Below are 19,890 nucleotides of genomic sequence, written 5' to 3'. Positions count from 1 at the left end.
CTAAACGCATGAGTGATTTTCCAACAAAAGCCCGCGTGGTCATTATCGGCGGTGGCGTGGTGGGGGCTTCCTCGCTATATCATCTGGCCAAGAAGGGCTGGACCGATTGTGTTCTGCTGGAAAAGAACGAGCTGACTGCCGGGTCGACCTGGCATGCGGCAGGGAACGTTCCGACCTTTTCGACCTCATGGGCGATCATGAACATGCAGCGCTATTCGACCGAGCTGTATGCGCGTCTGGGTGAGGAAGTCGATTACCCGATGAACTACCACCAGACCGGTTCGATCCGACTGGCGCATTCGAAAGAACGTGTGCAGGAGTTCGAGCGCGCCATGGCGATGGGCCGCTATCAGGGTATCCCGATGGAAATGTGGACCCCGGAAGAGGCGAAAGAGCGCTATCCCTTCCTGGAAACGCACGATCTTGAGGGTGTTCTCTACGACCCGACGGATGGTGATATCGATCCGGCGCAGCTGACCCAGGCGCTGGCCAAGGGCGCGCGCGATATGGGGCAGAAGATCATCCGTTTCTGCCCGGCGACTGGCGTGACGCAGCATAATGACGACACCTGGACCGTGCACACGGACAAAGGCGATATAGCCTGTGACTATGTTGTGAACGCAGCCGGATACTATGCGCAGCGTGTGGGCGAATGGTTCAAGCCCTTCGGTGGCCGCACCGTTCCGGCAATGGTCATGAGCCACCAGTACCTGCTGACCGATGAAATCCCCGAGATCGAAGCATGGACCAAGCAAAGCGGTGCCAAACTGCCGTTGCTGCGTGATGTGGATGTCTCGTACTACCTGCGGCAGGAAAAGAACGGCTTCAACCTTGGTCCTTACGAGCCGAACTGCAAGGGCCACTGGATGACCGAAGACGATCCGATGCCGGATGATTTCAGCTTTCAGCTGTGGAATGACGATCTGGACCGCATCGAAGATATCGTCACCGATGCGATGGAGCGAGTGCCGCTGATGGCAACCTCGGGCGTTGGACGCGTCATCAACGGGCCGATCCCTTACGCGCCTGACGGGCTGCCTTTGATCGGCCCGATGCCCGGCGTCAAGAACGCGTTCGAAGCACATACTTTCACGTTTGGCATCGCGCAGGGCGGTGGCGCAGGCAAGGTTCTGGCCGAGTGGGTCGTTGATGGCGCGACCGAATGGGATATGTGGGCCGTCGATCCGCGCCGCTATACCGATTACACCGATCAGGATTATTGCAACCAGAAAGGCATGGAAGTCTATGGCAACGAATATGCCATGCACTTCCCGCACCATGAATGGCCCGCCGCGCGCGACAAGAAACTGTCACCCGTGCATGACAGAGTCAAGGCGCTGGGTGGCGTAATGGGCGCCTATAACGGCTGGGAACGCGCCAACTGGTTTGCACAGCCCGGCGATGACACCTCGCTGGACGCGACCCATACTTGGGGTCGGTCCGGACCGTGGGAACAGCGGATCAAGGAAGAATGTGAGGCCGTGCGCGATCATTGTGGCGTGTTGGACCTGCCGGGCTTCTCGCGGTTCAAAATACAGGGGCCGGGTGCTGATGAATGGCTGCGCGGTCTGGTTGCAGGGGCATTGCCCAAGATTGGTCGGGTTGGGCTGGTTTACTTCGCAGATGACCGCGGGCGTATCCTGACCGAAATGTCGGTCACGCGTGAGGCCGAAGACCTGTTCGTTCTGGTCACTGCAGCGACCGCGCAATGGCATGACCGTGAATGGCTTGTGCGTCACATACCTGCCGATGCCGAGTTCACGCTGGAAGACTGGACAACGCGGATGAGCACGCTGATCGTTACCGGGCCTCGATCTCGGGACATTCTCAGCAAAGTTACCGAGGCCGATCTGACCTTGCCGTGGCTCAGCTTTCAGGAAAGCGAAATCAAAGGCGGATGGGTCGCTCTGCTGCGTGTCTCATTCGCTGGTGAGCTGGGCTGGGAAGTTCACGCTGAAAATGCGGATATGCCTGCGATCTACGACGCGATCATCGATGCCGGTGCCAAGCCGTTCGGGATGTATGCGCTGAACTCGCTGCGGATCGAAAAGGGGTACCGCGCCTGGAAGGGCGATCTGTCGACCGACTATTCCCTGCTTGAAGGCGGGTTGGAGCGTTTCGTCAAGCTGGACAAACCGCAGGACTTCCCGGGCAAGGCTGCAATCCTGAACGAAAAGCAGCAAGGCGTGAAAAAGTCCTTCGTCACCCTGACTGTTGATGCGGGCGATTGCGACGCGCCGTATATGTCCTGCATCTGGCATGGCGATGAGATCGTGGGCGAAACCACATCCGGCGCATGGGGCTACCGTGTTGGTAAATCCATCGCGCTGGGCATGATCCGGGCCGAGCTTGCCAATCCGGGAACTGAGCTTGAGGTCGAAATCTACGGCCAGAAATGCCGCGCCGTGGTAGAGCTGGACCAGCCGCTCTGGGACCCCGAGAACGAGCGGTTGCGCGCGTGACGCTTCCGGCTACCATGTCTGGCGTCTATCTGACCGGCCATGGCGGGCCAGAGGCGCTGGAATGGCGTGACGATATCCCTGTCCCGGCCCCTGGGCCGGGGCAGGTGCTTGTTCGGGTCGCTGCGGCAGGTGTCAATAACACGGATATCAACACGCGGATCGGCTGGTATTCATCGGATGTCACCGGCGGGACGGATGCCGTCGATCAGGATGTTGAAGCCGGAGGGTGGGGCGGTGCACTGAACTTTCCCCGCATTCAGGGCGGCGATCTGTGCGGGATCGTTGAAAAGGTCGGGCCAAACTCGGGGTTCAAAAAAGGCCAGCGTGTGACTTGTCCGATCAACCTGCCGCGTCCGAGCCCAAGAAACCCTCAGGGCTTTATTGCGCTCGGGTCAGAGATTGATGGGGCTTTTGCCCAATACTGTCTGGTTGAAGCAAATGACCTTTATGACGTAAGTGCATCGCCCCTGTCAGACGTGGAAATTGCGGCCATTCCCTGTGCCTTTGGTACTGCCGAAAACCTGCTGACCCGCGCAGGCGTGACGTCTGGGCAAAAAGTTCTGATCACCGGTGCGTCAGGCGGCGTTGGTCTGGCGGCGGTGCAGCTTGCTGCGCTACGCGGGGCATCGGTTTGGGGTGTGACGGCGGCAGCGAAGGCAGAGGTCGTCAAATCCCAAGGCGCGTTGGGCACATTTGGCCGGGATGAGCTGCCACCGCAGGATATGTTCGACGCGGTCATAGATGTGGTTGGCGGGCCCGCATGGGCATCGCTGATCCTTGCCCTGAAACCCGGCGGGCACTACGCCGTTTCGGGGGCAATCGCCGGTCCGATTGTCGAGGCTGATCTGCGGGACATCTATTTGCGCGACATCACCATTCACGGCTGCACGCATCAGGCACCCGAAGTCTTTGGCCGCCTAGTGGAGTTGATGAATTCCGGACGGATTAAGCCACTGGTTTCCCGAACCTACCCATTGAAGGATATCGCCCGCGCACAGGCTGATTTTCAGGCAAAGACCCTTCCGGGTAAACTCGTGCTGCTGCCTTAAGGAGCAAGGACATGACAAAGATCACTCTGTTGGACGGTTCAATCGGACAGGAACTGGTCAAACGCAGCGGAGATCGGGCGACGCCGCTATGGTCCACGCGTGTGATGATCGACCACCCTGATCTGGTCAGCGCGGTGCATGGCGACTATTTCCGTTGTGGTGCCACGATTGCCACCACCAATACTTATGCAGTCCACCGCTCTCGCCTTGTACGGGTGGGGATGGAGGACCAGATGTCCGCCCTTGTCGACACTGCCCTGACACAGGCCGAACGTGCCCGTATTTCGACCGGGGGGCGGATCGCCGGGTCTCTGGGGCCGCTTCTGGCATCTTACCGACCCGACCTGAACCCGGACCCGGCAGACGCGGCGAAAAAGTTCGCTGAACTTGTGGCTTTGATGGCTGCGCGCGTCGATCTGTTTCTGATCGAGACAGTGTCCTCGGTGCAGGAGGCCGAGGGCGCGCTGCGTGGAACGACCGGATGTGGCAAACCAATCTGGCTGTCATTCACGGTCAATGACGACGATGGCAGTCGCCTCAGGTCTGGCGAACAGCTCAGGGATGTCGCGCCATTGGTTGAAGAGTTTTCGCCTGACGCGCTGCTGATCAATTGTTCGCGCCCCGAAGCGATCCCAGCTGCTCTGGACATCCTGTCCGGCATGAACAAGCCTTATGGTGCCTATGCCAACGGCTTTACACATATTTCGGATGAGTTTCTAATGGACGCGCCGACAGTGGATGCGTTGGATCAACGCCATGATCTTGGTCCCGATGCCTATGCGGATCACGTCATGCGTTGGGTCGGTCAGGGGGCCACGATTGTCGGTGGATGCTGCGAGATCGGCCCGGACCACATCGAAGCGCTGGCCAAGCGGTTGCGTACTGCCGGGCATGAGATCGTCTAAGGTGACAGCGATGAGGAAATTTGCTTCTGAATCACCGCAGGCGATACAGCAACATTTCGATATTCTGGTCGCACCCGGATTTGTACTGCTTGAACTGGCCTCATTGGTCGAGGTTCTCAGGCTGGCAAATCGTGTGTGTCCGAAGCCGCCGTTCACTTTTGCCTATCGGTCGCTCAAAGGTGGCCCGATCTCCAGCAGCAGCGACGCGGTGGTGCAAACGGAACGCGTGCAGGCGCAGCCCAAGGCGAATTATCTTTTTGTGATCGGCAATTCTGACCCGGATCACCCGGACTTGTCTTTGGAGCGGGTGGTGTCGGATTACACCTTCCGGGATGCCAAGGTGTTTCTGCTGGCGGAAGCCGCCAGCCGGTATATCGACGAACAGGGTACAGACGACTTGGCAACCCACTGGGAGAATGCCTCGTTCCTGCGGGAACGCGGGGCCCGGTTTGAAGCCAAACTGTCGATTGCAACCGAACAGGGCGCGGTTGTGACCTGTGCCGGAATGGAGGCGACAACAGATATCGCGCTGGCAGTGATCGGCCGTCATATCTCGGGGCCCGCAAAAATGACCGTGGCGGACATCATGTTGCATGAAAACATCCGGGATTTCGCCTCGATGCAGCCATTCTCTGGGGTAAAGTTGACGGCGACCGGAGATGTGAAGCTGGATCAGTGCATCAAGCTCATGCAGGCCAATATCGAAGACCCTCTGCCGATCAATCAGATCGTCGATTCGCTGCGACTGTCGAACCGCTCGCTTGAGCGTAAGTTCAAAACCTTCTTTGGCACCACGCCCAACGGATTCTATCGTGAAATGCGGCTGGCCAAGGCCAATAACCTGCTTCTGAACACCACTATGAGCGTTCGCGAAATCGGGTTGGCCTGTGGTTTTCCGAACGGGTTTTCGTCTGTTTACAAAAGCTTCTTCGGTGTCACGCCTTTTGTCGTTAGGCGGGAAAAGCGGGCCGCGACACATCGGTGAAAACTGCTGATCTTGTGACGTTTTTGGTGCATTTGTTGTCGATCTTCCGTGGCAGTTTACGCCAAACCTGACACAGCGGAGATTTCAGGATGGTTGATCTTCCCAGCAAGGCCCGAGTGGTCATCATCGGTGGCGGCGTCATCGGATGTTCGGTCGCGTATCATTTGACCAAGAAGGGCTGGACTGATGTTGTTCTTCTAGAGCGCAAGCAACTGACCAGCGGCACCACCTGGCACGCGGCGGGCCTGATCGGGCAACTGCGCGCGTCTTCCAACATGACCAAACTGGCGCGCTATTCCGCAGAGCTTTATCTGGGCCTTGAGGAAGAGACCGGTGTCGCCACCGGCCTGCGTCAGGTCGGGTCCGTTTCGGTCGCCCTGACCAGTGAGCGGTTGGAAGAGCTTCACCGAAATGCGGCAATGGCCCGTGCCTTTGGCGTGCCGGTCGAAGAGCTGTCACCGACCGAAGTCAAAGAGCGATATGAGCACATCAACCTCGACGGCGTGGCAGGTGGCGTTTGGTTGCCAACCGATGGCCAGGCGGATCCTGCTAATATTGCCTTGGCGTTGGCCAAGGGTGCGCGTCAACGCGGTGGGGTGATCAAGGAACGGGTGAAGGTGACCGGGATTTCCCGGCACGGACGGCGTGCAACCGGTGTCGACTGGGTCAGTGATGACGGGCAAACCCAAGGGCATATCGCCTGTGATATGGTTGTTAATTGCGCGGGAATGTGGGGGCGCGAGATAGGCAAGATGGCCGGTGTGAATGTGCCGCTGCATGCCTGCGAACATTTCTACATCGTCTCTGAACCCATTGAAGGGTTGAGCCAGATGCCGGTTCTGCGGGTGCCAGATGAATGCGCCTACTACAAGGAAGATGCAGGCAAAATGATGCTGGGCGCATTCGAGCCCAATGCCAAACCCTGGGCCATGAACGGTATTCCAGACAGCTTCGAGTTCGACCAACTGCCCGAGGATTTCGACCACTTCGAACCGATCCTCGAAGCGGCCTGCAACCGGATGCCAATGCTGTCCGAGGCGGGTATTCACACCTTCTTCAACGGCCCTGAATCCTTTACTCCCGACGACGCCTATCACCTGGGTCTGGCACCCGAGATGGACAATGTCTGGGTCGCGGCCGGGTTCAACTCGATCGGTATCCAGTCCGCCGGTGGCGCGGGCATGTCGCTGGCCGAGTGGATGGATACCGGTGAAAAGCCCTTTGATCTGGGCGACGTGGATATCGGTCGGATGCAGCCGTTTCAGGGCAATAAGAAGTACCTTTTTGAACGCTCAAAGGAAACGTTGGGACTGCTCTACGCCGATCACTATCCCTATCGTCAGAAAGTCACCGCGCGCGGTGTGCGCCGAACCCCGTTCCACCATCACCTGAAAGAACAAGGCGCCGTTTTTGGCGAACTCGCAGGTTGGGAACGTGCCAATTGGTACGCGAATGAAGGGCAGGAGCGCGAATACCAGTACAGCTGGAAGCGCCAGAACTGGTTCGAGAATTCCGCTGCCGAGCACAGAGCCGTGCGCGAGAATGTGGGCATGTATGACATGTCTTCCTTCGGCAAGATTCGCGTGGAAGGCACTGATGCTGAAAAGTTCATGAACTACATCGGCGGGGGAGACTACTCGGTCCCTGTCGGCAAGATCGTCTATACGCAGTTTTTGAACCGCACGGGCGGGATCGAAGCGGACGTCACCGTGACCCGCCTGACCGAAACTACCTATCTGGTCGTGACCCCCGCAGCCACACGCTTGGCGGATCAGACATGGATGATGCGCCATGTCGGGGATTTCAACGTGGTCATTACAGATGTCACAGCGGGTGAAGGCGTTCTCGCTGTCATGGGGCCAAACGCTCGGGCTTTGTTGGAAAAAGTCTCGCCCAATGATTTCACAAACGCGAACAACCCCTTTGGCACCGCGCAGGAAATCGAGATCGGAATGGGCCTCGCCCGCGCTCATCGTGTGACCTATGTGGGTGAGCTTGGGTGGGAAATCTATGTTTCCTCGGACATGGCGGGCCACGTCTTCGAGACGCTGCATGAGGCCGGTCAGGACATGGGGCTGAAGCTGTGTGGTATGCACATGATGGACAGCTGCCGGATCGAAAAGGGTTTCCGCCATTTCGGCCATGATATCACCTGTGAGGATCACGTGGTTGATGCTGGTCTTGGCTTTGCCGTCAAGGTGGACAAAGGTTGTGATTTTATCGGGCGTGAAGCGGTGATTGCACGAAAAGAAAGCGGCCCCAAAAGGCGTCTGGTACAGTTCCGTCTGACCGACCCTGAACCGTTGTTGTTCCACAACGAGCCGATCGTGCGTGATGGCGAATATGTCGGCTACCTGAGTTCCGGCAACTACGGTCACAGCCTCGGCGGTGCCATCGGAATGGGCTATGTACCGTGCGAAGGTGAAAAGGCCGCAGACGTTCTGGGTTCAACCTATGAGATCGATGTTTGCGGCGTGAAGGTCAAAGCCGAAGCATCGCTTAAACCGATGTATGACCCGAAATCCGAACGGGTGAAGGTCTGACAGACAGGGCTGGGGGCTCTGCCCCCGCCGCCCGTGCCGGGCGACTCCCCCGGGATATTTTGGGCCAGATGAAGTGCGGATCCCTTGCTTCACCTGGCTCTAAATATCCTGGAGCGCGAGGCAGAGCCTCGCATTTTGGCGGCAACAGCTGCGGTCAGCTAACTTATCACAAATCGTTATGTGACACTTCACTGTTTTCAGAGTTTTCAATCCGTTCAGTTCTGCCGTAAACGAAACCGGTATCAACCGGAGAACCTTCGTGACAGACACGCCTTTACCACCTCAGAATGCGGACACGCCCAAAGGTCTGGCTTTGGCTGTCACGGCGTATGTCCTGTGGGGATTTCTGCCGCTTTATATGAAAGCGATGGATCACATTGGACCGGTTGAGGTGGTGGCGCATCGGGTTATCTGGTCTGTTCCGGTTGCAGGTTTGCTTCTGGTCGCGCTGGGGCGTACCCGGGACTTGAAAGCTGCACTGGGCAATCCCCGGATGCTGGCCATGGCGGCTTTGACGGCGGCGCTGATTTCCGTGAACTGGGCGATTTATGTTTGGGCGATCTCGACGGGGCACGCGCTGGACGCGGCGCTTGGGTATTACATCAACCCGCTTTTCAGTATTGCGTTGGGCGCAACTCTGCTGCGTGAGCCCCTGACGCGGACCCAATTGTTTGCGGTGGGGCTTGCCGCGCTGGGCGTTCTTGTACTTGTTCTCGAGACAGGGCGGCTTCCCTGGGCGGCGCTGAGTTTGATGGTCAGCTGGGGTTTCTATGCGTTCTTCAAGAGATCCCTTCCAATTGGTCCCAACCAGAGCTTTCTGCTTGAGGTCCTGATCCTTTTGATCCCGGCCTTGGCTTATGTCACCTGGCTGGGCGTGCAAGGCACAGGCCATTTTGGGGTCGCGATGTCTGATACCCTACTGTTGTCCTGCGCCGGTATCGTCACGGCGGTTCCATTGCTGGTCTATGCGAACGGGGCCAAGCTGGTGCGCCTGTCGACCATGGGCATCCTGCAGTACATTGCGCCGACTATGATTTTCATTACAGCCATCACTCTGTTTGGTGAGAAAATCGACACCGGACGCATGATCGCATTCCCCCTGATCTGGGTGGCATTGGTCATTTACTCGATCCCGATGATCCGGCAGGCGCGGGCTCAGGCCTGAAGCAACAGGCGTGCTGCAGCATCTGCCCACAGCGCATAGGCCCGGGGGCTTGGGTGATAGCCGTCCGGTGCCGCCAGGGCCGGGTCGTCGGGCAGATCAAGCCTTAGATGTTGCACGTGTGAATGGACGGAAACAACCTGTTGCAACGCATTATCCAGCCGCGCAGCCTGACGGCCAAGCACCCAGGCCAATGGGTGTGGCAGGGCGGGAAACCTGTTCATTTGCGGAACGCCGGTGATGATTATGCGCCGCGCCCCCAGGTCTTTTGTCAGGATGTTGATAAGCTGCGCCTGACGATCCGCAAATGTGCGGCAAGAGACGGCGCGGGTGACATCGTTCACCCCCAAAGCAGTGACCACCGCATCGAATTCGCCCTTTATGCGGCTCAGGCGGTCAATCGTATCCAGCGTCGTGTGCCCTGTGGTGGCCTCAAGTTGCCATTCAACCGTGTGGTGTCTGGTCAGCCGGTCCACAAGCTGCCCCGACAAGGCCTGCGCCTGAGTTCCCGCGCCCACTCCGGCCGCCGAGCTGTCGCCGGTGATCAGCAGACGCAGGCGGGGGCCACGCCCTGTTCGGCCCGCTCGCGGGCCAGTCGGCTCCGGCAAAAGCCGGGCATTGCGGCGCACCAAAAGGGCTTGCGCGGCCAGAATGGGCAACAAGGGCACACGTAAAACCTGGTCGGGTGCTATCAGAGTGCGCATCATCAAGTCACGTCAGGGCGTTTTTGAATTCCAGAAAACGAGCGTCAGTCATCACGCGCGCCATCATCGCCTCGCGTAATGCGCCGACTGTTTTGTAGGGGCGCATGGCCACTTCGAAGATTTGGATCAGACCATCCTCGTTCAGCGTAATGAGGTCAACGCCAATGCCGTCCAGATCTCCAATCTTGCATTGAAACTCCAGTGCCCAATCGTTGCCAGCGCCCATGATCCTGCGATACCGGAAGTCGGAAAAGACCTGCCCGACATGACCAAGAACGGCAGCCACAGGTGAGCGCCCGGTCCAGGTGCTGTAATAGGTTGGTGGCAGGAACTGCACATCTTCGGCCAGCAGATCGTGGATCAGCGCCTCATCGCCCTTGGCGACAACCTCTTGCAGTCGTTCAATTGTGGGGTGCATGTCCTGTCCTCCTGCGCAGAAGTTCACTGATCATGACCGTGCGCGCAAGGACGACGTTGCGGGAAGGTGCGCGCTGAGATAGGCAGGCCCGCATGAGCGAAACCTATGCCCCCCCGCAAACCGCGCTGGACGTGCTGCACGAAGATGCGCAGCTGATTGTAGTGAACAAACCGTCGGGTCTGCTTTCCGTGCCGGGGCGGGGCGATCATCTGGCTGATTGCCTTCTGACACGCGTGCAGGCGGCTTTCCCTCAGGCGTTGCTTGTGCATCGACTGGACCGGGACACATCAGGTGTCATGGTTTTTGCCCAAACACCCCATGCGCAACGGCATCTGAGTATGCAGTTCGAAAAGCGGCAGACCCGGAAAACCTATATTGCCCGTATCTGGGGGCGGATGGAGCCAAAGACCGGCACGGTTGACCTGCCGTTGATCGTGGACTGGCCCAACCGACCCAGACAAATGGTGTGTCATGATACGGGCAAACCTGCGGTCACCGATTGGCGCGTTGTGAAACATGAGGGCGAGACCTCTCGCGTGCGCCTGTTTCCCAAAACCGGGCGGTCTCATCAGCTGCGCGTTCATATGCAGGCATTGGGTCACCCGATCCTGGGCGATCCGTTCTATGCAACAGGTGCCGCGAGGGAGTTTCCCAGATTGATGCTGCATTCCGAAGAATTGCGCCTGAAGCATCCCGAGGGCGGGCATTCGATGAAGTTTCGCGCCCAGCCCGATTTCTGATCTCAGGCAATTCTTGCCCACAGCATCTTCAGGTTGCCCAGCGAAATGCGTCTTGTTCGTTTCGTCGAAACCGATTGGCGGCGATGGCGCTCCTGCGCGATCTCACGTTCAATCTCGAAGGCACGCAGTGTGTGGTCCTGTGACCATTGGCCAAGTTTCAGTGTCATCATGACGTGGTTGTCGAGGTGCGGCATTTCTTGGCTCCTTGTGTGATATCCACCCATTATCGCGCGTCACTGCTGACAGCATGTTGTCAGTGGGGTGTGCTAGGGTGTCAGCAGAGTGTCAGGAGAATGCGATGCGCCGTTCGACCCGTTTGTTTGAAATCATCCAGATCTTGCGGGCCGCAAGTGCGCCGGTCACGGCAGAAGCACTGGCCACCCGGCTAGAGGTGTCCGTTCGCACTGTCTATCGTGACATTGCCGAATTGCAGGCCCAGCGAACACCCATCGAAGGTGAGGCCGGTGTCGGTTACATGATGCGGCGCGGTTACGATCTGCCGCCGCTGAATTTCGACGCCGAAGAGGTTGAGGCTCTGTGGGTTGGCCTGTCTCTTCTGGCGCGCACCGGCGACAGCCACTTGCAGCGCGCTGCAAGTCGAATCTGTCGGAAGATCGATGCACTGCATAGCCCGACCGATTGGTTGCAGGTTTCACCCTGGGGGGCTCCGGCGGATGATCCCGAGAAGGGATGTGTTTCTGTTTCGCATTATCGCGAAGCTATTCGGGCAGAACGGAAAATTCGCATCACTTACGTAGATGGTGAAGGCGAACAAACCATCCGCGTGGTGCGCCCGCTAGCGCTGATCTATCATATCGAATGCACGTTGCTGGCAGGGTGGTGTGAAATGCGAAGCGGCTTTCGCTATTTCAGAACCGATCGCATCTGGTCCAGTGAACACACTGACGAAAGATTTCTGGGGCAAGGTAAATCTTTGCGTGATCTCTGGCAGGAACAACAGCACGCGGGCACCTTTGCGGAACCGGTATGAATGGCCTTTGGCGGGTATTCGCCTATTTCACCGCATTGTTGCTTGAGCCTGTGAGCAAGCGCAGTGATATACTGGGTGAAATGGATCAAGCCCGAAGAACGGGTACCGGAGCAGAAGGTGATATCATGACGATTTCAAAGTTTTTTCTGGCGACAGGCCTGTGTTCAATCATGGCCGTGACGGCCTGTACCGATCCTGGCACCCTGACCGTTCAGAACGACCCCAACAAAAATACGAAGCAGGGTGCGGTTCTGGGTGGCCTTATCGGCGCGGGTGTCGGCGCGATTGCCAATAATTCGAACCCGGGTCTTGGGGCGCTGGCCGGTGCCGCCATTGGTGCCACGGGTGGCGGTCTGATCGGCAACCAGTTGGACAAGCAGGCTGCGGAATTGCGTCAGCAACTGGCAAATGACGGGATTACAATCGTCAATGCGGGTGACCGGCTGATCGTGACCGTCCCGAATGACATTACGTTTGACACGGACAGCTCGACCGTGCGCCCGGCGCTGCGGGCGGATCTGGTGAAAGTGGGCCAGAACCTTGTCAACTATCCCAACTCGAACGTGCAGATCATTGGTCATACCGACAGCGACGGCGACGCGTCTTATAATCAGGGATTGTCCGAGCGTCGCGCAAACGCGGTCGCGGATATCCTGCAAGCCAATGGTGTCAGCTACAGCCGTATCAGAACCTACGGTCAGGGTGAAAACAACCCGGTCGCGTCCAACCTAACGCCGCAAGGAAAAGCGCAAAACCGGCGGGTTGAGATTGTTGTGGTCCCCAGCGGAAACGCGTGATCCTGAAACGCAAGACCGGTCTGGCACATCCCCTGTTGCGCAATGACTGTGCGTCAATGGGGGTTTGGTCGGGGTCAATCTCGGTCTAACTAATGGGAAACACTGAAACGGAGTTGTCCCTGATGTCTCAACCGACCCTGCTTGGCCTGTCCGGCTCCCTGCGCAAGGACGCGACGAACCGCAAGCTGCTGCGCGAAGCGGCCCGGTTGTTCGACCCTGTCAGCTATGCCGAAGCAGACCTGAACTTGCCGCTTTATGATGGCGATCTGGAGGATGCCGAAGGGATACCGGCATCTGTTCAGATGCTGGCCGACCAGATCGGGCAGGCGGATGCGGTGATCATCTCGACGCCCGAGTACAACAAAGGGCCTTCGGGCGTTCTGAAAAACGCGCTGGACTGGGTCAGCCGGACGAAAGGCAATCCATGGGCGGGCAAGCCGGTTGCCGTGATGTCGGCGGCGGGTGGCCGCGCTGGTGGGGAAAGGGCGCAGATGATCCTGCGCGCTTGCATGGTGCCCTTTCAGCCCCGCATCTTGCAGGGTCCGGAAATCCACCTCGCTGACAGTTCGAATGAATTCGACGAACAGGGAAAGTTGCTGTCCGAACGGTATGAAAAGTCACTGCACATGCTGATGCAGAAACTCAGGGTCGAGGCCGGTTTCTGAGCTTGGACTGCGCATATGTTGGAACAAAGTCAAAGCGATATCCTTGACCCGGCCCGTGCCGCTTCGTTTCAGGTTGCGTTGGGCTCTGAGCCAACAATTGCCAAAGGCTCAGCTCTGCCGCCATTCTTCCATCAGCTCTATTTCTGGGCGCCGCAACCGCCTGCTGCGCTGGGGCGGGATGGGCATCCCAAGGTGGGTGGCCTGATCCCGGATATGGGATTGCCCCGCAGAATGTGGGCCGGTGGGCAATTGGAATTTCATGCACCGCTGATCGCGGGTATCCCTGCTGACAGGACATCGGTTCTTGAAAACCAAAGCGCAAAAACAGGGCGCTCCGGACCGTTGGGTTTTGTCACGTTGCGGCATGAGATACGGCAAGGTGGCCAACTTTGTCTGACAGAATGGCAGGACCTTGTTTATCGTGAAGACCCCACGCCGGATGCAATAACTCAAACGCCGCCTCGTTCACGCACGGATGAAACGGATATCCACGCGGTTGCGTTCGATACCACCCTGCTGTTTCGCTACTCAGCGCTGACCTTCAACGGCCATCGCATTCACTACGATCTGGACTATGCGCGCGATGTGGAAGGATATGCAGGGCTGGTTGTGCACGGGCCACTTCTGGCGCAGCTTCTGATGCTGTTTGCAGTTGATCTTGGCGGACCACTCAAGTCGTTTTCTTTCCGTGCGACCTCGCCGTTGATGCATTTCGAGACTGCTCAGCTGTGCCGGAACGGTCAGGACATGTGGGTGCGCGGACCGGATGGGCGGCAATGCATGAAAGCTGTGGCCCTATCACAGTGAGGCTCCGGGGCGGAAGTCATCGGGGATCGAATCCCGATCCTCCAGCATCAGATCGGCCATGACCTCGGCCACTTTCGGAGCCATGCCAAAGCCGATCTTGAAACCGCCATTGGCGATGAACTGACCCTGATGCAACGGATGCAGGCCCAACATCGGGGCGCGGCTTTTGCTGCGGGGACGCACCCCGGCCCAACGTTCGATCACCTCGGCCCCGTGTAAAAGCGGCAGCGCGCGCGTGGCCCGGTCTATGACATTGTCCAATGCACTGTCTGTGCTGGTTGGGTCGTCATAGTCCCGTTCAGACGTTGATCCGATTGCAAGCGTTCCGTCCGCATGTGGCACGATATGGACCGCATCCGCGAAAAGCTGTGGCACCTCTCCCGCGTCAAAGCGCAACAGGGCTGCCTGACCTTTGACACCGTTTCCGACGGTCTTTCCGTAGGCGTCGTTCAGTTCAAGTAATCCGGCTAGGCCCGTGGCGTGGACAACCTGCCCTTTATCATCAGCGCTACTGACAACGTGGACACCCATGACCTCAAGGGCTGCAACCAGAGCGGCGCAGGCCCGCCGGGGATGCATGCGCGCCGTCAGCGTATCGCGGATGACAAAGCCGGTGGGGCTGGGCGGGCACCACGATCCGGCCTGCGATGTGCTGATCACCCGCCATTCTGCCCGCCCCTGCCAAAGCTGATCGGCTGAACCTTCGCGTTGCCGGGCCAGATCCAGACTGCGGGCGTCAGGAATGGGTTGAAGACGGCCCAGCCGCCCGTAGCCGGGAGAAACGCCGCCGGTACCCTCGACCTGATGCCAAAAGGGTTCGGCCATGATCAGGCTGTCGAATTGGAAAGCTTTCTTAGCATTCCAGTTTTCAGGCACGTGCGGGGCCAAGGCCCCCACCAGACCGCCGCTGGACCCGGAGCCCGGCCCAAAAGGATCGACGACCTGCACCTTCGCGCCCCGACGGGCGCAGGTCCAGGCGATGGACAGGCCGAAAATTCCTGCCCCGCGAACCGTCACATCGATCATTGCCAATTCCCTTTTCCTTGTTCAGTGTCGCGCCGCTTAGCTACAGGATTCCCCGATGGCAGACCAGCATGCCGAATTGACGTGGACCGAGGATCAGATACCGGTCTCGGACCGTTTCGACGATCCCTATTACTCGTTGCAGAACGGGCTGGAAGAGACGCGCCATGTGTTTCTAGCAGGTAATGATCTGCCAGAACGTTTTGCGCCGGGGTTTCATATTGCCGAGCTGGGCTTTGGCACCGGTCTGAACCTGCTGACGGTCTGGTCTGAATGGGAGAAATCCGGCCAAACAGGGCCGCTTCGGTTCACCAGTTTCGAAGCCTTTCCCATGGCCACGGATGATATGCGTCACGCGCTTGAGGCCTTCCCCGAGTTGCACCCGTGGAGCAGCCGGTTTCTGGCCCATTGGACAGGTCGCGCGTGCAGTCTTGAAACCCTTCAATGCGAAGTGATCATCGGCGATGCGCGCAACAGCCTGCCGCAATGGACTGGCCTGGCCAACGCCTGGTTCCTCGACGGGTTCTCTCCTGCCAAGAACCCAGAATTGTGGGGGGCAGATCTGATGCAGCAAGTGGCGGCGCATACAGCCACCGATGGTACAGCAGCCACATATACGGCCGCCGGGTTTGTTCGACGCGGGCTTCAGGATGCCGGTTTCACCGTCACCCGTACATCCGGTTATGGCCGAAAGAGGCACATGACGCGGGCGCTCAAGGCATGACGCAGAAAAACAATGCAGGTGCGGGTATTGCCCTGATGGTGGGCGCGACAATTGTCTTTGCCTTGCAGGACGGTATCTCACGCCATTTGGCCGGAACCTATAACACCTACATGGTGGTGATGATCCGCTATTGGTTCTTCGCGGCCTTTGTCATTGCGTTGGCGGCGCGATCCTCAGGCGGGTTAAAGGCGGCCATGCAGACGAACCAGATGGGTCTTCAGATCCTGCGGGGCCTGCTGCTGGCCACCGAGATCTGCGTCGCCGTGTTTGGTTTCACAGTGCTCGGTCTGATCGACAGTATGGCCGTTTTCATAAGCTATCCCCTGCTTGTCGCCGCGCTGAGCGGTCCGGTTCTGGGCGAAAAGGTCGGATGGCGGCGCTGGGTCGCGATCGGCGTTGGTTGCATTGGTGTTCTGATCATTCTGCAGCCGGGCGTTGGTGTCTTTGATCCTTGGGCCGTCATTCCGCTGATCTCGGCGTTTCTGTTTGCGATCTATGGCCTGCTGACGCGCTATGTCGCACGTCAGGACAGCACGGCCACCAGCTTTTTCTGGACCGGCGTCGTTGGCGCCGTCGCCATGACTCTGTTTGGAATGTGGTTCTGGGAGCCAATGGCCCGCAGCGACTGGCTCTGGATGGCGTTGCTGTGCGTCAGCGGGGCAACGGGGCACTGGCTGCTGATCAAATGTTATGAGATGGCCGAAGCCAGCGCCGTCCAACCCTTTGCCTATTTTCACCTGGTCTGGAGCGCGATTCTGGGGATTTCGATCTTTGGTGAAACACTGCGCCCTGAAGTTGTCGCGGGCGCAGCGATTGTTGTAGCCGCAGGGCTTTTTACCTTATGGCGCGAACGCCGCCAGCGATGATCCGATCAGTTCCTGCGAAAACGGAACCGGCAGGGCGGGCTGCCCCAGTCGGGCGCGGTAGACCGGCAAGCTTTCGGTCACGCGCATCACATAGTTGCGCGTCTCATCGAACGGAATGGTCTCGATCCAGTCTACGATATCCACCTCGCCGGTGCGTGGATCACCATAGCGTTCCATCCACGAGATCGGGCGCTTTGGACCAGCATTGTAACCCGCCGCCATCATGACGACATTCCCGTTGAACTCGGTCGCAAGGCCCGAAAGATAGTTGGCGCCAAGCTTGGCGTTGTATTGCCAGTCCGACGTCAACCGACCGGTCTGATGGCCGCTGAGTATCCCCAGCTCTCCGGCCACCAGCTTGGCCGTTGCGGGCATCACCTGCATCAGGCCGCGCGCACCCGCGCCGCTGACGACAACCGGATCAAATTCGCTTTCGCGCCGTGCGATGGCCAGCGTCATTTCCTTGGCCATTGGCAGACGCATGTCGGCCACCGGATGAACCGGGTAGTAGGCCGCAGGCAAAATGGTGCCCGTGGTCGCAGCCCGCTTGGCGATCATCACAGCCAGATGCGGCTGCTTAAGTTCAATTGCAAGGTCGCCCAACTGGTTGGCCTGCACAGGGTCAAGACCTTCGACAAGATGGGTCAGGAACCTCTCGGACAAGTTGTCTTCCCCGGCCTTCAGCAACAGCAGCCCGGCTTCCAGGACGCTGGATTCGGCGAACTCAGCCTGACGCCAGTGCGGCGCGCGACGCGGATTGGCCAGTTCCTTGTCAAATGGCCGTCCGATCCGTTCCGCCGCAAGCAGACCATAAAAAGAGGTCTGATGATCCGCGCCCATCGCATAGGCCTCATAGGCTTTGTCTGCTTCCCCAAGCTCGGCGTAAGCTCGCCCCAGCCAATAGCCGCCGCGCCCTTTCGAGATCGGCGATTGCACGGCATTCGAAAAATTCTGGAAGTGCCGCACAGCTGTGGCAGGGTCATTCAGTTTGCGCAGGGCCAGAAACCCGGCCAGCCACTCGAGATCCGCATAGGAATATCCCATTTCGGGGGTCATATGGTGCTTGGCCGCCACGTCATAAGCGCGCGCCGCTCGCCCCGATCGCATCTCGAGCCGGGCCAGACGGCGGCGTCCCTCGGCCCATTTGTCAGGCTCGCCCAGAGCCTCCGGTCCGGTTGACCGTGCCAGCATCAGGTCGACGGCGCTGTCATCCAGTTCTTTCTTGTCCCGCCAGACAAAACGGTCGAATGCCAGCCCCGGCGCATCTGCCAGCGACTTCGGTACCGCCGCCACCTTGCCGTCTACGCCTGGCTGGCGTTTCTGCAACGCGATCCGTGCTTCGGCCAGCTTGCGCTCATCCGTGCTGACCAGGGGCAGCATCTGTTCTGCGCTGACCAAATGGCCATCCCACAGCATCCGGTCCAGCCGCGCGGCATGGTGTGGCTTCAGCAGTTTGGCAAAATTCTCCAGATAGTCCTTTTGCAACCCCGACCCCATCGGCATGGTACGCCAGGCTGTCACGATGTCGGCTTCCGCCTCGCCAATGCGCCCTTTGGCCTTAAGGGCCACCGCATAGTTCAGCGCGCCTTCAGCAGTCTGAGGAGTCAAGCCAGCGTAAAACTTCAGAACCCTGTCGGGATCGGCCCCGGTAAAGACCGGCTCACTCTTGCGGCGCAGCCAATCCAGCCCGGGCCAATCCGGGCGGCGTTCGAGAAACACCAGCACATCGCCCGAGCTGCCAAACCCCTCACGCAGCCAGTGCCAGACAATGACATCGCGCGGGACCGAGCCGCGCTGGCCCGATACGCGCAGTGCCGCGTTCCAGTCGCCCTTGCGCATTTCATACAGCCCGGCGCGCAAATCACCGGCCGCATCCGCGCGTGCGGCTTGCGGTGTCGTCACTGCGTATAGAATCACACCAGTCAACAGTGCTAGAAAGCGTGTCATCCCTTGCATTTCCCAACCAACCGAGGATAGAGCCTGTGAGGATAAACCCTGCGCCGGCGGGATCAACTCACAAAGCTGGAAACGTGAGAGGCCGAGGCGCAAAAACCGCAATGTGCACCTTAAGGAGCGTGTCATGTTCAAAGGCTCGATGCCAGCCCTCGTCACTCCGTTCAACAACGGCGAGTTGGACCTGAAGACGCTTAAACATCTGGTCGAATGGCAGATCTCCGAAGGCTCGACCGGGCTGGTGCCCGTTGGAACCACCGGCGAAAGCCCGACGCTCAGCCATGACGAACACGAAACGGTCATCGAAGAAGTGGTCAAAACGGCTGCTGGCCGTGTGCCGGTTATTGCCGGTGCCGGGTCGAACAACACGGTCGAAGCCGTCCGTTTCGTTCAGTTCGCCGAAAAAGTTGGGGCCGATGCGGCGCTGGTTGTCACGCCTTACTACAACAAACCGACTCAACGCGGCCTGATCGCGCATTTCCAAGCCCTGCACGAGGCTGCGGATATTCCGATTATCATCTACAACATTCCCGGGCGATCGGTCATCGACATGACCCCCGCCACCATGGGCGAATTGGCCCGGTTGCCGCGTATTGTCGGGGTCAAGGATGCGACGGGCGATCTGGCGCGCGTCAGCCAGCAGCGTGCGATCTGTGGCAAGGACTTCTGCCAACTGTCCGGTGAAGACGCCACGGCACTGGGTTTCAACGCCCATGGCGGTGTCGGATGCATTTCAGTTACCGCAAACGTGGCCCCCAGGCTCTGCGCCGAATTCCAGCAGGCCACATTGTCGGGCGATTATGCAAAGGCACTGGAATACCAGGACAAGCTGATGCCGCTGCACGAAGCGATCTTTATCGAACCCGGGTTGGTCGGCGCCAAATACGCGCTCAGCAAACTGGGTCTCTGCAGCACTGAAGTCCGCTCGCCTCTGACCGAGCTGGAAGACAGCACAAAGGCCGCGATTGAAGCAGCAATGGCACACGCGGGCCTCATCTGACCCGGTCTTCAGAAACCGGAAAAGGCGGCCTCGACTACCGAGCGCCGCCTTTTTCTTTTTCAGGATCCAGACTTCATCTGGCCAAAAATATCCCAG

19 protein-coding genes are annotated in these 19,890 nt (G+C 58.9%); 14 read left to right on the top strand and 5 right to left on the bottom strand.

Annotated elements, in window-relative coordinates:
- Positions 1-8 precede the first annotated feature (8 nt).
- The 6 genes from ACR3FC_RS07515 to rarD all read left to right on the top strand — a co-directional run bounded on the left by ACR3FC_RS07515 (position 9) and on the right by rarD (position 9,109).
- A complete protein-coding gene (locus ACR3FC_RS07515) occupies positions 9-2,462 on the top strand; it encodes a GcvT family protein (protein WP_480474124.1) in 2,454 nt (817 codons plus the stop codon).
- Positions 2,463-2,476: 14 nt separating this feature from the next.
- Positions 2,477-3,511 (top strand): alcohol dehydrogenase family protein, encoded by a 1,035-nt coding sequence (locus ACR3FC_RS07510; protein ID WP_480476835.1) that lies wholly within the window; start codon positions 2,477-2,479, stop codon positions 3,509-3,511.
- Between the two features lie 11 nt (positions 3,512-3,522).
- Complete coding sequence (locus tag ACR3FC_RS07505) at positions 3,523-4,416, top strand: homocysteine S-methyltransferase family protein (protein WP_480474123.1); 894 nt, start codon at positions 3,523-3,525, stop codon at positions 4,414-4,416.
- A gap of 10 nt (positions 4,417-4,426) precedes the next feature.
- The gene (locus ACR3FC_RS07500; protein WP_480474122.1) at positions 4,427-5,401 is read left to right on the top strand and encodes a GlxA family transcriptional regulator; all 975 of its coding nucleotides are present in this window, start codon (positions 4,427-4,429) and stop codon (positions 5,399-5,401) included.
- A gap of 89 nt (positions 5,402-5,490) precedes the next feature.
- Entirely contained in the window at positions 5,491-7,944 is a 2,454-nt protein-coding gene (locus ACR3FC_RS07495; protein WP_480474121.1) for a GcvT family protein, read from the top strand.
- 259 nt (positions 7,945-8,203) lie between these two features.
- On the top strand, positions 8,204-9,109 hold the full coding sequence (gene rarD / locus ACR3FC_RS07490; protein ID WP_480474120.1) for an EamA family transporter RarD: 906 nt from the start codon (positions 8,204-8,206) through the stop codon (positions 9,107-9,109).
- Here rarD and ACR3FC_RS07485 read toward each other — a convergent pair.
- Both ACR3FC_RS07485 and ACR3FC_RS07480 read right to left on the bottom strand, forming a co-directional pair.
- Positions 9,100-9,810 (bottom strand): SGNH/GDSL hydrolase family protein, encoded by a 711-nt coding sequence (locus ACR3FC_RS07485; protein ID WP_480474119.1) that lies wholly within the window; start codon positions 9,808-9,810, stop codon positions 9,100-9,102. The genes rarD and ACR3FC_RS07485 overlap by 10 nt on opposite strands.
- Before the next feature lie 7 nt (positions 9,811-9,817).
- Positions 9,818-10,228 (bottom strand): nuclear transport factor 2 family protein, encoded by a 411-nt coding sequence (locus ACR3FC_RS07480; protein ID WP_480474118.1) that lies wholly within the window; start codon positions 10,226-10,228, stop codon positions 9,818-9,820.
- 92 nt (positions 10,229-10,320) lie between these two features.
- Here ACR3FC_RS07480 and ACR3FC_RS07475 point away from each other — a divergent pair, with 92 nt between their 5' ends.
- Positions 10,321-10,968, top strand: coding sequence for an RluA family pseudouridine synthase (locus ACR3FC_RS07475; protein ID WP_480474117.1), 648 nt, complete (start codon positions 10,321-10,323; stop codon positions 10,966-10,968).
- 2 nt (positions 10,969-10,970) lie between these two features.
- Here the strand turns inward: ACR3FC_RS07475 and ACR3FC_RS07470 are convergent, their stop codons facing one another.
- A complete protein-coding gene (locus ACR3FC_RS07470; protein WP_267363584.1) occupies positions 10,971-11,162 on the bottom strand; it encodes a hypothetical protein in 192 nt (63 codons plus the stop codon).
- Positions 11,163-11,266: 104 nt separating this feature from the next.
- On the opposite strand from ACR3FC_RS07470, the gene ACR3FC_RS07465 reads away from it, so the two are divergent.
- The 4 genes from ACR3FC_RS07465 (at position 11,267) to ACR3FC_RS07450 (ending at position 14,228) form a co-directional block, all read left to right on the top strand.
- Positions 11,267-11,959 carry a helix-turn-helix transcriptional regulator gene (locus tag ACR3FC_RS07465; protein ID WP_480474116.1) on the top strand — a complete coding sequence of 231 codons (693 nt, stop codon included), beginning with the start codon at positions 11,267-11,269 and terminating at the stop codon, positions 11,957-11,959.
- A gap of 125 nt (positions 11,960-12,084) precedes the next feature.
- Positions 12,085-12,756, top strand: a complete 672-nt coding sequence (locus ACR3FC_RS07460) for a YiaD family glycine zipper/OmpA-like lipoprotein (RefSeq protein ID WP_209505259.1) — start codon at positions 12,085-12,087, stop codon at positions 12,754-12,756.
- Between the two features lie 122 nt (positions 12,757-12,878).
- Positions 12,879-13,421 (top strand): NADPH-dependent FMN reductase, encoded by a 543-nt coding sequence (locus tag ACR3FC_RS07455; RefSeq protein WP_480474115.1) that lies wholly within the window; start codon positions 12,879-12,881, stop codon positions 13,419-13,421.
- A gap of 15 nt (positions 13,422-13,436) precedes the next feature.
- Complete coding sequence (locus ACR3FC_RS07450) at positions 13,437-14,228, top strand: HTD2 family dehydratase (RefSeq protein WP_480474114.1); 792 nt, start codon at positions 13,437-13,439, stop codon at positions 14,226-14,228.
- On the opposite strand, the gene ACR3FC_RS07445 is transcribed toward ACR3FC_RS07450, so the two are convergent.
- Positions 14,220-15,254: an NAD(P)/FAD-dependent oxidoreductase gene (locus tag ACR3FC_RS07445; protein WP_480474113.1), complete on the bottom strand. Its 1,035-nt coding sequence runs from the start codon at positions 15,252-15,254 to the stop codon at positions 14,220-14,222. The two genes, ACR3FC_RS07450 and ACR3FC_RS07445, sit on opposite strands and share 9 nt — an antisense overlap.
- Before the next feature lie 55 nt (positions 15,255-15,309).
- Between ACR3FC_RS07445 and mnmC2 the strand changes: the two genes are divergently transcribed.
- Positions 15,310-15,975 (top strand): tRNA (5-methylaminomethyl-2-thiouridine)(34)-methyltransferase MnmC2, encoded by a 666-nt coding sequence (gene mnmC2, locus ACR3FC_RS07440; protein ID WP_480474112.1) that lies wholly within the window; start codon positions 15,310-15,312, stop codon positions 15,973-15,975.
- Positions 15,972-16,841 (top strand): DMT family transporter, encoded by an 870-nt coding sequence (locus ACR3FC_RS07435; RefSeq protein ID WP_480474111.1) that lies wholly within the window; start codon positions 15,972-15,974, stop codon positions 16,839-16,841. The genes mnmC2 and ACR3FC_RS07435 overlap by 4 nt, the downstream gene beginning before the upstream one ends.
- Here the strand turns inward: ACR3FC_RS07435 and ACR3FC_RS07430 are convergent.
- Positions 16,815-18,788: a lytic transglycosylase domain-containing protein gene (locus tag ACR3FC_RS07430; protein ID WP_480474110.1), complete on the bottom strand. Its 1,974-nt coding sequence runs from the start codon at positions 18,786-18,788 to the stop codon at positions 16,815-16,817. The two genes, ACR3FC_RS07435 and ACR3FC_RS07430, sit on opposite strands and share 27 nt — an antisense overlap.
- A 133-nt stretch (positions 18,789-18,921) precedes the next feature.
- Between ACR3FC_RS07430 and dapA the strand changes: the two genes are divergently transcribed.
- Positions 18,922-19,794 carry a 4-hydroxy-tetrahydrodipicolinate synthase gene (gene dapA, locus ACR3FC_RS07425; protein WP_480474109.1) on the top strand — a complete coding sequence of 291 codons (873 nt, stop codon included), beginning with the start codon at positions 18,922-18,924 and terminating at the stop codon, positions 19,792-19,794.
- Positions 19,795-19,890 lie beyond the last annotated feature (96 nt).

It is taken from the genome of Ruegeria sp. AF3 (assembly GCF_056536285.1).
This window is presented reverse-complemented; position numbering and strand designations above follow the sequence as displayed.

Coding starts and splice junctions, on each gene's coding strand:
- ACR3FC_RS07515 (WP_480474124.1), top strand. CDS start 9: ATGAGTGATTTTCCAACAAAAGCCCGCGTGGTCATTATCGGCGGTGGC.
- ACR3FC_RS07510 (WP_480476835.1), top strand. CDS start 2,477: ATGTCTGGCGTCTATCTGACCGGCCATGGCGGGCCAGAGGCGCTGGAA.
- ACR3FC_RS07505 (WP_480474123.1), top strand. CDS start 3,523: ATGACAAAGATCACTCTGTTGGACGGTTCAATCGGACAGGAACTGGTC.
- ACR3FC_RS07500 (WP_480474122.1), top strand. CDS start 4,427: ATGAGGAAATTTGCTTCTGAATCACCGCAGGCGATACAGCAACATTTC.
- ACR3FC_RS07495 (WP_480474121.1), top strand. CDS start 5,491: ATGGTTGATCTTCCCAGCAAGGCCCGAGTGGTCATCATCGGTGGCGGC.
- ACR3FC_RS07485 (WP_480474119.1), bottom strand. CDS start 9,810: ATGCGCACTCTGATAGCACCCGACCAGGTTTTACGTGTGCCCTTGTTG.
- ACR3FC_RS07480 (WP_480474118.1), bottom strand. CDS start 10,228: ATGCACCCCACAATTGAACGACTGCAAGAGGTTGTCGCCAAGGGCGAT.
- ACR3FC_RS07475 (WP_480474117.1), top strand. CDS start 10,321: ATGAGCGAAACCTATGCCCCCCCGCAAACCGCGCTGGACGTGCTGCAC.
- ACR3FC_RS07470 (WP_267363584.1), bottom strand. CDS start 11,162: ATGCCGCACCTCGACAACCACGTCATGATGACACTGAAACTTGGCCAA.
- ACR3FC_RS07465 (WP_480474116.1), top strand. CDS start 11,267: ATGCGCCGTTCGACCCGTTTGTTTGAAATCATCCAGATCTTGCGGGCC.
- ACR3FC_RS07460 (WP_209505259.1), top strand. CDS start 12,085: ATGACGATTTCAAAGTTTTTTCTGGCGACAGGCCTGTGTTCAATCATG.
- ACR3FC_RS07455 (WP_480474115.1), top strand. CDS start 12,879: ATGTCTCAACCGACCCTGCTTGGCCTGTCCGGCTCCCTGCGCAAGGAC.
- ACR3FC_RS07450 (WP_480474114.1), top strand. CDS start 13,437: ATGTTGGAACAAAGTCAAAGCGATATCCTTGACCCGGCCCGTGCCGCT.
- ACR3FC_RS07445 (WP_480474113.1), bottom strand. CDS start 15,254: ATGATCGATGTGACGGTTCGCGGGGCAGGAATTTTCGGCCTGTCCATC.
- mnmC2 (WP_480474112.1), top strand. CDS start 15,310: ATGGCAGACCAGCATGCCGAATTGACGTGGACCGAGGATCAGATACCG.
- ACR3FC_RS07435 (WP_480474111.1), top strand. CDS start 15,972: ATGACGCAGAAAAACAATGCAGGTGCGGGTATTGCCCTGATGGTGGGC.
- ACR3FC_RS07430 (WP_480474110.1), bottom strand. CDS start 18,788: ATGACACGCTTTCTAGCACTGTTGACTGGTGTGATTCTATACGCAGTG.
- dapA (WP_480474109.1), top strand. CDS start 18,922: ATGTTCAAAGGCTCGATGCCAGCCCTCGTCACTCCGTTCAACAACGGC.